This window comes from Rhodococcus sp. P4_B6 (assembly GCF_056402215.1).
In genome coordinates, this window is the sequence record NZ_JBFUHV010000061.1 from 1 (window position 1) to 10,169 (window position 10,169).

Annotated in this window: 8 protein-coding genes, 1 tRNA gene and 3 pseudogenes; 7 read left to right on the plus strand and 5 right to left on the minus strand. The window is 67.8% G+C overall.

The annotated features are described in order from the left end of the window. Positions 1–188 precede the first annotated feature (188 nt). Positions 189–585 (plus strand): annotated as a pseudogene (tnpA, locus tag AC1DWT_RS25865) (IS200/IS605 family transposase); the annotation flags it as partial. Here the strand turns inward: tnpA and AC1DWT_RS25870 are convergent. Next, a pseudogene (locus AC1DWT_RS25870) lies at positions 561–947 on the minus strand (SDR family oxidoreductase); the annotation flags it as partial. The pseudogenes tnpA and AC1DWT_RS25870 sit on opposite strands and share 25 nt — an antisense overlap. A 78-nt stretch (positions 948–1,025) precedes the next feature. Between AC1DWT_RS25870 and AC1DWT_RS25875 the strand changes: the two are divergent. The 4 genes and pseudogenes from AC1DWT_RS25875 to AC1DWT_RS25890 all read left to right on the plus strand — a co-directional run bounded on the left by AC1DWT_RS25875 (position 1,026) and on the right by AC1DWT_RS25890 (position 6,105). Next, positions 1,026–1,913 carry a sigma-70 family RNA polymerase sigma factor gene (locus tag AC1DWT_RS25875; RefSeq protein ID WP_095863252.1) on the plus strand — a complete coding sequence of 296 codons (888 nt, stop codon included), beginning with the start codon at positions 1,026–1,028 and terminating at the stop codon, positions 1,911–1,913. An 85-nt stretch (positions 1,914–1,998) separates the two neighbouring features. Further along, positions 1,999–3,891, plus strand: a complete 1,893-nt coding sequence (locus AC1DWT_RS25880; RefSeq protein WP_095863251.1) for a glycoside hydrolase family 15 protein — start codon at positions 1,999–2,001, stop codon at positions 3,889–3,891. A 72-nt stretch (positions 3,892–3,963) separates the two neighbouring features. Next, a complete protein-coding gene (locus AC1DWT_RS25885; protein WP_095863250.1) occupies positions 3,964–4,599 on the plus strand; it encodes a TetR/AcrR family transcriptional regulator in 636 nt (211 codons plus the stop codon). A gap of 95 nt (positions 4,600–4,694) precedes the next feature. Next, positions 4,695–6,105: pseudogene (locus AC1DWT_RS25890) on the plus strand (lipase family protein). A gap of 4 nt (positions 6,106–6,109) precedes the next feature. Here AC1DWT_RS25890 and AC1DWT_RS25895 read toward each other — a convergent pair. Further along, entirely contained in the window at positions 6,110–6,313 is a 204-nt protein-coding gene (locus tag AC1DWT_RS25895) for an RNA polymerase sigma factor (RefSeq protein WP_095863249.1), read from the minus strand. A gap of 145 nt (positions 6,314–6,458) precedes the next feature. Beyond that, a tRNA-Thr gene (locus tag AC1DWT_RS25900) sits at positions 6,459–6,533 on the minus strand. Between the two features lie 72 nt (positions 6,534–6,605). Here AC1DWT_RS25900 and AC1DWT_RS25905 point away from each other — a divergent pair. Together AC1DWT_RS25905 and AC1DWT_RS25910 are read left to right on the plus strand one after the other, a co-directional pair. Further along, positions 6,606–6,986, plus strand: a complete 381-nt coding sequence (locus AC1DWT_RS25905) for a nuclear transport factor 2 family protein (RefSeq protein ID WP_095863248.1) — start codon at positions 6,606–6,608, stop codon at positions 6,984–6,986. A 1-nt stretch (position 6,987) separates the two neighbouring features. Next, complete coding sequence (locus tag AC1DWT_RS25910; protein WP_072947937.1) at positions 6,988–8,427, plus strand: threonine/serine exporter family protein; 1,440 nt, start codon at positions 6,988–6,990, stop codon at positions 8,425–8,427. Between the two features lie 109 nt (positions 8,428–8,536). Here AC1DWT_RS25910 and AC1DWT_RS25915 read toward each other — a convergent pair whose 3' ends face one another. Next, positions 8,537–8,788 (minus strand): MbtH family protein, encoded by a 252-nt coding sequence (locus tag AC1DWT_RS25915; RefSeq protein ID WP_005244517.1) that lies wholly within the window; start codon positions 8,786–8,788, stop codon positions 8,537–8,539. Further along, on the minus strand, positions 8,785–10,131 hold the full coding sequence (locus AC1DWT_RS25920; protein ID WP_095863247.1) for a lysine N(6)-hydroxylase/L-ornithine N(5)-oxygenase family protein: 1,347 nt from the start codon (positions 10,129–10,131) through the stop codon (positions 8,785–8,787). Before AC1DWT_RS25920 ends, AC1DWT_RS25915 begins: the two co-directional genes overlap by 4 nt. Between the last annotated feature and the right edge of the window lie 38 nt (positions 10,132–10,169).

The window sequence follows — 10,169 nt, forward strand, 5'->3', positions numbered from 1 at the left end:
GATCTGGGCAGAGACCTGCTTTTGCAGCGCGAACGGGCGCCGATCAGCGGCGGTGTGCGCGAGCTGCGCAACCATGTTCGCCCCCGCATTGCACAACTCCAGTGTCGATTTCAGCGCCACATACTGCTCCGGGGTGGGAGCCAGCTTCACGACAACGATCCGCTTCACACCCTGCGCCTTTCCCTGATCGTCGCGGTGCGTTCACCGACCCGATGCTGACCCGATGCGGGCAATCATGGCAGAGGTGTGTGACAAGTTCGGCGCACGTTGACCGAGTTCAACGGAGACACCGACCACGTCCACCTAGTGATCCACTACCCACCTACCGTGCAACTCTCCACCCTGGTCAATAGCCTCAAGGGCGTCTCCGCTCGATACCTGCGCCAAGAGTTCCCCGACCACATCCAGAAATACCTGTGGGGCAATCACTTCTGGTCACCGTCCTACTTCGCCGCCTCCGCAGGCGGAGCCCCACTCGCCATCGTCGCCGAGTACATCACCAACCAAAACGACCCGAACCCACACAAGAAGCGACCCCGCTACGCGCGATCGCGCAGTACAGAATCAGCTTCCTCCCGGCCCTGAAGGGCCAGGCTTCCTCTGATTAATCCGGTGAACCAGCCGAGCGGAACCCGGTCGGCCCCGATCACCGAGATGTAGACGAGATGCTGCACCCCGGCGCGCGAGGCGGCCTCGACCAGGTTCCGGGTCGCCACCTCGTCGCCCTTGGGGCCACCCGCCAGGTGCAGAACGGTCTCGACCCCGTCCAGTGCGGCTTCAATTCCCTTGCCCTCGAACAGGTCGCCGATCATGTACTCGACGCCGTCGCCGGGGTCTCGGCCGTGCCGGCTGACGACCCGCACGTCCCGCCCCGCCGCCCGCAGCAGTGGGACGACCTGACGTCCGAGCGTGCCGGTACCGCCGGTGATGAGAATGGGTGATGTCATGATCTGTCCAGATTCTTCGGACTGCTGATTTCGGTGGGTCTACCTGTGAGACACGCCGCGAGGAAGGAATGTGACACGGTGGACGACCGCGATCGGCTGACCGAGCGTTTCGAGGAACACCGGCCGCGGCTGCGGGCCGTCGCCTACCGGATGCTGGGCTCGGTGAGCGAGGCCGACGACGCCGTCCAGGAAGCGTGGTTGCGCACGATTCGCGCGGACACCGGCGAGGTGGAGAACCTCGGGGCGTGGCTGATCACGGTGGTGTCGCGGGTGTGCCTGAACGTGCTGCGCTCACGCGAGCAGCGGCGCGAGGAACCTCTCGACGTGCAGGCACACGATCCGGCCGTCGGCCACGACGACGGTGGCGACCCCGAACACGAAGCGATGCTGGCCGACTCGGTCGGGCTGGCGCTGCTGGTCGTGCTCGACACGCTGACCCCGGCCGAGCGGCTCGCGTTCGTGCTGCACGACATGTTCGACGTGCCGTTCGACGACGTCGCCCCCATCGTGGGCCGCTCCTCCCAGGCGGTGCGGCAACTCGCCAGCCGCGCCCGCCGGCGGGTGAAGGGCGCGGCGCCGGCACCGGACTCCGCCGACCTGGACCGCAGGCGAGCTGTCGTCGACGCCTATCTGGCCGCCACCCGCGGCGGCGACTTCGACGCGCTGGTCGCCCTGCTCGATCCGGAGGTGGTGCTCCGGGCCGATCCGGCTGTCGGACCCACCCCGGGACCGCTCGTGATCCGGGGCGCCCGCGTCGTGGCCAAGGGCGCGCTCGCATCCGCGGAACGGGCCCGGGTCACCCAGGTGGCCCTGGTGAACGGGGCGGCCGGGCTCGTGATGGCTCCCCGAGGGCGGCCGCCCCTGGTGCTGGCGTTCACGATCGTGGACGGGACGATCACCGAGATCGACGTCATCGCGGAGCCGGATCGCGTCCGCCGGCTCGATCTCGCCGTCCTCGGGGACTGACCGGTCACCCGATCCGGGTGATGACCGTCGGCGCCGAGACCCCGCAGCATGGAGGGAGCCGACACCCGGGGAGAGGGGCGCGAACGTGACTACTGCCTCGGACGACGATGCCCCACCCCGGAGCGCGGCCGCGCCGTCGCCGTTCCCGCCGATCGCGGACTACGCCTTCCTCTCGAACTGCCACACCGGGGCGCTGATCGCGCCGGACGGTTCCGTCGACTGGCTGTGCGTGCCCCGGTTCGATTCGCCCAGCGTGTTCGGTTCCCTCCTCGACCGTGAGGCCGGGATGTTCCGGATCGGCCCGTTCGGGCTCAACGTTCCGGCGTCCCGCCAGTACGAGCCGGGCACCAACATCATCTCGGCGGTGTGGAACACCCCGACCGGGTGGGTGAACGTGCGCAGTGCGCTGACGATGAGCCCGACCCGCGGTGAGGACACCGTCACTCCCCACACGAGGCCGCCGGCGGACGAGGATGCCGACCACATGCTGGTCCGCACGGTCACGTGCCTCGACGGCAGCGTGGAGGTGGAGTTGGTGTGCGAGCCCGTGTTCGACTACGGACGCGCACCGGCGGAGTGGGTTCTCGTGAACGGTGATCGGCACACCGCCGACGCGAGCGGTGCGGGGCTCACGCTGCGCCTGCAGACGGACATGGCGCTCGGCATCGAGGGCGGACGGGTTCGCGCGCGCCACATGCTCGAGAAGGGCGAAACCCTGTACTGCGCGCTGACCTGGGCCGCGGAACTCGCCGCGCCGGGAACGGTGGAAGAGGCTGTCGCGCAACTCGATGCGACCGCGACGTTCTGGCGGCGCTGGTTCAGTCACGCCCGCTTCCCAGACCATCGGTGGCGTGAGGCGATCCAGAGGTCCGCCCTGACCATCAAGGGCCTCACGTACATGCCGACCGGCGCCACCGTCGCAGCCCTCACAACTTCCCTGCCGGAAACCCCTGGTGGCGAACGCAATTGGGACTATCGCTACACGTGGATGCGGGATTCCACGTTCACGCTGCAGGCCCTGCACTACCTGAACCTGGACTGGGAGGCCGACGAGTTCATGCAGTTCATCGCCGACCTCGAGTCGAACGGTGACGGCGCACTGCAGATCATGTACGGAATCGACGGCACCCGCGACCTCACCGAGTCGACCCGCGACGACCTGTCCGGCTATGCGGGCGCGCGCCCGGTGCGGATCGGTAACGGCGCGTTCGACCAGCGGCAGAACGACGTGTTCGGCGCCGTCCTCGACTCGATCCTGCTGCACACGGTGCGCAGCAAGCGACTTCCCCGCCGGTTGTGGCCGCTAGTGCAGCAGCAGGCGGCGTGCGCCTCGGCGGTGTGGCGCGACCCCGATCAGGGGATCTGGGAGGCGCGCGGCGCACCGCAGCACTATGTGTCGTCGAAGCTGATGTGCTGGGTGGCGCTCGACCGGGCGTCGAAGATCGCGGGCATCCGCGGCGATCGGGCGGCAGAGGACACCTGGCGTGCCACAGCCGAGGAGATCCGCGCCGACATCCTCGCGCACGGCGTGAAGAAGGGGGTGCTGCGACAGCACTACGACACCGAGGCGCTGGACGCGTCGACGCTGCTCGCCGCGGTCTTCGGGTTCCTACCCCGCGGGGACGTCCGGCTGCGCGCCACCGTCGACGCCATCGCGAGCGATCTCACCGAGGACGGATTCGTCCTGCGCTACCGCACCGGCGAAACCGACGACGGATTGTCGGGCAAGGAAGGCAGTTTCCTGATCTGCTCGTTCTGGCTGGTGTCGGCCCTGACCGTGGTCGATCAGGTGCAGGAGGCCACCGATTTGATGGAGCGACTGGTCAGCGTGTCGTCTCCCCTGGGCCTGTACGCGGAAGAATTCGACACGAGCACGGGCCGTCACCTCGGCAATTTTCCGCAGGCGTTCTCCCACCTCGCGCTGATCGAGGCCGCGGGGCGCATCATCCTGCACGAGCGGATGCGGGAACTGATGTGAGCCGAGGCCGGGCCCGACACGTCCGCCGCGCGGGCGACGGCCTCGCTGTGTCCGCCACCGTAGGCTGATCATGTGTCCCGAGCCGAATCGAGTCGGACGTACAGCGGCCAACCGGTCGCCGAACGTCGCGTAGCCCGCCGGGCACGGTTCCTCGACTCGGCCCTGTCGGTCTTCGCGGAGAAGACGTACGCCCACAGTTCGATCAGCGACATCTGCGCCGACGCGGGACTGTCGCGGCGCCAGTTCTACGAGGAGTTCGGCAGCCGCGAGGACATCCTCCTGGCCGTCTACGACACGATTCAGGACGACGCCCGGGACGCCGTGCTCGCCGCGAACGAGGCGGCCCCCTCGCGCGATCCGCGGACCGTAGCCGGCACCGTGATGACGGCCTACATCGAATCGGTCGGCACCGACGAGCGGCGCGCCAGGATCATCTTCGTGGAGGTGGTCGGGGCGGGCCCCCGGGTCGAGCAGTACCGCCTCGAGCGCCGCGCACAGTGGGCGCAACTCTTCGAGGCGGTCACCCGCACGATCGACGGTGGCGTCGTCGACCCACCCGAACGGTTCGCGATGGTGTCGATCGCCTTCATCGGGGCGGTCAACGACCTCGCCCACCACTGGAGCACCGCCTCACCCCGGCCGTCCGCGTCGGTCCTGGTGGACGTCCTGAGCACGATGCTCATCGCGCTGGTCACCGATCAGGCCTGACCGGAACTTACTCGCGAGTATTGCGATACCCGTCACACCTGATCTGGCACTCAAAGTGAGACATGGACGTCTCACTTCGGCCCGGGGAGGACCACATGATCAGATCGAGAGCGCTGCGACACCGAATACTGCTGGTGGGAGCGATGGTGGTGGGTGCACAGCTCGCCGTCGCCGCACCGTCGGTCGGGGCGCCCACCGACGGCGGGACGGCGGTGGACGTGCAGCCGGCCCCGGCCGTTCCCGCCTGGCCCGAGGCCGACCGGGGCTTCTACGAGCCGCCTGCGGACGTGGTCGCGGCGGCCGAGCCGGGCGAGATCATCGCCGCCCGCGAAGTCCATCTGGCGAACCTGTCGGCGGTTCCGGTGAACGTCGACGCGTGGCAGCTGTCGTATCGCTCCAACAATTCGCGGGACGAGGCGATCCCGGCGGTCGCGACGGTCGTCAAACCGCGGGGCACGATCGACGGCGTCCGCAATCTGCTGTCGCTCCAGCCGGCGGAAGACTCGCTCGGCCAGTACTGCGCCGCCTCGTACGCGCTGCAGCAGTGGTCCGTTCCCGCGCCGCTGACCGGTCAGGTCCGCGCCGCTGCAGTTCCTCGAGGCCCAGGCCGCGCTCGCCCAGGGATGGGCCGTCGTGCTGCCGGACCATCAGGGCCCGAACGCCGCCTACGCGGCCGGGCCCCTCGCGGGCCGCATCACCCTGGACGGAATCCGGGCGGCGGAGAACTTCGACCCCCTGGAGCTGTCCGGCAGGCAGACCCCGGTCGGACTGATGGGGTACTCGGGTGGCGCGATCGCGACGGGGCATGCCGCCGAACTCCACGAGAGCTACGCGCCGGACCTGAACATCGTCGGCGCGGCCGAGGGCGGTATCCCGGCCGATCTCGGCGCCCTGGTCGATCTCGCGGACAACAACCTGGGCGCGGGGATCGTGCTGGGCGGGGTGTTCGGGGTGAGCCGGGACTACCCCGAACTCGCGGAGTATCTCGACACCCACCTGAACCCCCTCGGCAAGCAGCTCCTCGCCGCCAAGGGCAACCTGTGCGTCAGTTATCAGTCCGCGCTGCTGCCGTTCGCGAACCTGCGGGGCCTGTTCGACAGCCCCAGCGGCGACCCGCTGCGCGATCCGGTGGTCGAATCGGTACTCGACCGGACGAGGATGGGCCATCGGGTGCCGGACGTCCCCATGTTCATGTATCAGGCGAACCCGGACTGGCTGGTGCCGGTCGGGCCCGTCGACCGGCTCGTCGACACGTACTGCCAGGACCCGGACGCCCGGGTGACGTACATCCGCGACCACGCCAGCGAGCACCTGTCCCTCGAGCCGGTCGCGGCCGCGAGCGCCCTGATGTGGTTGCGGGACCGTTTCGACGGGGTCCCGGCCGGCGCCGGGTGCGCCACCCACGACGTGGGGTCGATGGCCCTCGACGAGAAGACGTGGCCGGTGTGGTCGTCGATCGTCGGCGACACACTCGCGAGCCTGCTCGGTCAGCCGATCGGGACGTGACGGTTCACAGCCCGCCGACACCGGCGAGCAGGGTGCGCGAGCCCTCGTGGAGCCGGTCCCGGACGACGTCGACGGTGGTCTTCATCGTCGCCGCCACCTCGTCGCAGGACATTCCCCGGTAGAACACGAGGGCGAGTGTCTCCCTTTCGAGGGCGGGCAGCGCGTCGACCGCGTCCAATACCGCCGACCTGCACGAATTCACTTGCATGTACCCATCGTCAATGACCGGCGGGGTCGGAGACAGGGACCCCAGGGTGACGAACTGCCCACCCAGGGGTGAGCGTGCGGAAAAGACAGAGGGCCACCTTCCCCCGGGGGAAGGTGGCCCTCTGTGTGCGGAGGCAATTCCGCGGTGGAGCCTCCTGTCAGGATTGAACTGACGACCGCTCGCTTACAAGGCGAGTGCTCTACCACTGAGCTAAGGAGGCGGACACGCGCGCCCATCATATCCATTGCAGGAACGTCGGCCACTTCCGCCCACATTGGATAGCGTTGGAGCCATGAGTACCTCGGAGATCGCCACCGTCCTCGCTTGGCACGACGCCCTCAACTCCGGCGACATCGACACTCTGCTGTCGCTGTCGAGCGACGACATCGAGATGGGTGGACCGAAAGGCGCCACTCAGGGCCTGGCGCCGCTGCGGGAATGGGCGTCCACCGCGGGCATCACGCTGAATCCGAAGCGAATGTATTACTACGACGGAGTGCTGGTGGTCGAACAGCAGGCCACGTGGGCCACGGACCCGGAAGAGACGCGTATCCTGGCCTCTGCATTCCGTGTCGTCCACGATCAGGTCATCTCCACGTTCCGCCACGAGACACTCGAGTCTGCACTCTCCGCTACCGATCTGACCGAGAAAGACCTTGTCTCCGACACGTAGTATGTCCAAGCTCACAGAATCCCTCCAACGTCTCACAGGCGACCGTCGCGCAACGGTCGATGCGGTCACCGCTGCACCCACCCCGCTGCAGCCGATCGACCTCACCGACGATGCGGTCGTCGCCGAAGTACTCGACCTCGCCGTGCGAGTCGGTGAAGTCCTCCTCGCGTCCGGCACCGGTGCGATGGACACCGCCGAACAGGTGCAGTTCATCGCCGCCACGTACGGCCTCGCCCAGTGCGATGTGGATGTCACGTACAACTCCATCGTGCTGTCGGCGTACCGCGGGCCCACCCTCCCGCCGGCGAGCACCATGCGGATCGTGCACTACCGCTCGATGGACTTCACCCGGCTCGCGGCGGTCGACCGGCTCACCCGGCGCATCCGCCGGGAAGCGGTCACCCCCGGCGAGGCGCATGAGGCCCTGACCGCGGTCACCACGGCGCCGCACCCGTACAACCGCTGGATCGCGACGCTCGCCTGGGCGTCGATGGCCGCGTCGGTGTCCGTGTTGATGGGTGGTGGGGTGCTGGTCGCGTCCGTCGCCTTCCTGACGACGATGGTGATCTACCGGGTCAACCGCGTCCTCAACCGCATCGGTCTGCCGTTCTTCTTCCAGCAGGTGGCGGGCGGCCTGGTGGCCGCGACCCCGGCGGCGACGCTCTACACGTTCCAGGATCAGCTGGGTGTCGAGATCAGACCGTCGCAGATCATTTCGGCCGGTGTGGTGGTGCTGTTGTCCGGGCTGTCACTGGTCGGTTCCGTACAGGACGCCATCACGGGAGCACCGATCACGGCGGCGGCGCGATTCTTCGAAGTGGTCATGATGACCGGCGGCATCATCGCCGGTGTGGCCATCTCGTTGCGTCTGACCGGCGTGCTGGGTTCGACCCTGCCCCCGGTCAACGTCGAGATCACCGAACTCGTGCAACTCCCCGTGCTGGTGATGTCGGGCGCTTTCGCGTCGATGTTCTATGCACTGGCCTGTTACGCCGAGCAACGGGCCCTGACGGCCGCGTGGTTCGGTGGCGCGGCCGGCGCGCTCGTGTACATGGTGGCGCACCAGTTCGGCATCGGCCCGATCATCGGTTCGGCACTCGCCGCCACCGTGGTCGGCTTCGCCGGTGGTCTGATGGCCCGCCGCGCGCTCACGCCGCCGTTGGTCGTCGTGGTGGCGGGTATCACGCCGCTGCTGCCGGGTCTGTCCCTGTACCGGGGTCTGTACGCCCTGCTCAACAACGAGGTGGTGATCGGACTGGGCTCGCTGCTGGCGGCGTTCGGTATCGGTTGCGCGCTCGCGGCCGGCGTCACACTCGGCGAATGGATCGCCCGGACCCTGCGGAGGCCGCGCATCCTGCGCCGCACAGACGACATCCGCCGCCCCGTCTTCAAGACGAGGCGGCGGAAGCCGGTCGAAACACACACACAGAAGGCGGCCTGAGGCAGTTTCAGGTGACGGCCTCTCGGCCGTCGGCCGGGCGCGACCGCCGGAATCTCACCGGACGGTCGTCCCGGCCCACAACGTCGCCGAAACGCGGGCGACGAGGAGGTCAGCTCTTGTCGACGCTGTGCCGTCCGCCCGACTTCTCGTCGGCCTCCATGGCCTCACGCAGGCTCTTCGGCCGCATGTCGGTCCAGTTCTTCTCCACGTACTCGAGGCAGGCTGCCCGGCTTTCCTCGCCGAAAACCACGCGCCAGCCTGCCGGCACCTCAGAGAACGTGGGCCACAGTGAGTGCTGGTCCTCGTCGTTCACCAGCACGTAGAAGCGGCCTTCTTCGTCATCGAATGGATTGGTGCTCATCTCGCCTCGCTTGTCGCATACGTGTCCTGTGCGTTCACACTAGCAAGCGTGCCGTTGCTGCCACGCCTTGTTACGACAGATGTAACGATCTCTCCCGCCCGCACGGCAACGTTCGACAGGAGCGACGACGTGATTCCGTGCGTTTTCTCCGTGCCGCCCTGCAGATAGATTCCCGCTGTGACGTCCGGCGAAACCGCCAATCGGTAATCTCGGCCGACTTCCCGGGGCGGGTGGGTTTTCGGCGCCAGTTCGCCGAGCAGCGGCTCGAGGGGAGCGGGGGTGAAACCGGTGGCCAGAATCAGTGCGTCGCAAGCAAGAGTGTCGGTGAGGCCGTCCACACCGCTGCGCACCGCCACCTCGATTCCGTCCGAAGTCTCGTCGACGGCAATGATCTCCGACGCGCGGCGCATGAACAGCCGGCGGCGCCCGCGCACGCGTTCCTGGTACTCGGTCGCGTACAGCTCGTTGATGAGCTCGATGTCGACCACCGAATAGTTAGTACTCCTATGGACATCCAGCAATCGCAGACGCTCCCCCTCCGGGGCGCCGTGCAGGTCGTCCACGGCCTCCGGATCGAAGATGCGGTTGGCGTACGGACTGTCGTCGGCCGGGCTGTAGCCGTAACGCGAGAAGACGCTGTGGACTTCGGCTTCGGGGTAGTTTCCGTGCAGGTACTGGACGATCTCGGCGGCGCTCTGACCCGCTCCGAGGACGACGAACCGCTGGTGAACCGGGGCCGGCATCTCGCCGAGCCGGAACAGGAATTGATGGTTGTGGAAGCACCGCGCAGAGGGGTTGGCCCACTCGGGGATTCGTTCCCGCAGACCCGCGCCGACCACGACGTTGCGTGCGATCACCGTGGAGCCGTCGGCGGCACGGACCTCGAAACGGTCGATCACCCCGTCGTCGCCGCGGATTCCGCGTACCGCCTCCACCGTGGTGCCGTACCGCACGTCGGCGTCCACTCGGCGTGCCGCCCACTGCAGGTAGTCGTGGAACTCGTGACGAGTCGGGAAGAACGTCTGGTGATTGACGAAGTCGACGAGGCGACCCTGATCGAAGAGGTAATTGAAGAAGGTGAATGCGCTGCGCGGATTCCGGAACGTCACCAGATCCTTGGGAAACGCGATCTGCATGGTGGCGCCGTCGAGCAGCATTCCGGGATGCCACCCGAATCGATCCTGCTTCTCGAAGAATTGCGCGCTGATCCGCTCGCGCGGGGGGCACTCCGCGTTGTGTTCCTCGATGGCAATGGCCAGTGCGAGGTTGGCGGGACCGAATCCGACACCCACGACATCTCGCACCGGGAGATCTGTACCGACCGTTTCCGGCGATTCACTCATAGCTCGTTGTCCGTCCTCGACGCCGCGCCGCACCCGAC

Excerpts from the sequence above, each read along its gene's own strand:
- AC1DWT_RS25895 (WP_095863249.1), bottom strand. The coding sequence starts at position 6,313 with ATGCAAGTGAATTCGTGCAGGTCGGCGGTATTGGACGCGGTCGACGCG.
- AC1DWT_RS25905 (WP_095863248.1), top strand. The coding sequence starts at position 6,606 with ATGAGTACCTCGGAGATCGCCACCGTCCTCGCTTGGCACGACGCCCTC.
- AC1DWT_RS25910 (WP_072947937.1), top strand. The coding sequence starts at position 6,988 with ATGTCCAAGCTCACAGAATCCCTCCAACGTCTCACAGGCGACCGTCGC.
- AC1DWT_RS25915 (WP_005244517.1), bottom strand. The coding sequence starts at position 8,788 with ATGAGCACCAATCCATTCGATGACGAAGAAGGCCGCTTCTACGTGCTG.
- AC1DWT_RS25920 (WP_095863247.1), bottom strand. The coding sequence starts at position 10,131 with ATGAGTGAATCGCCGGAAACGGTCGGTACAGATCTCCCGGTGCGAGAT.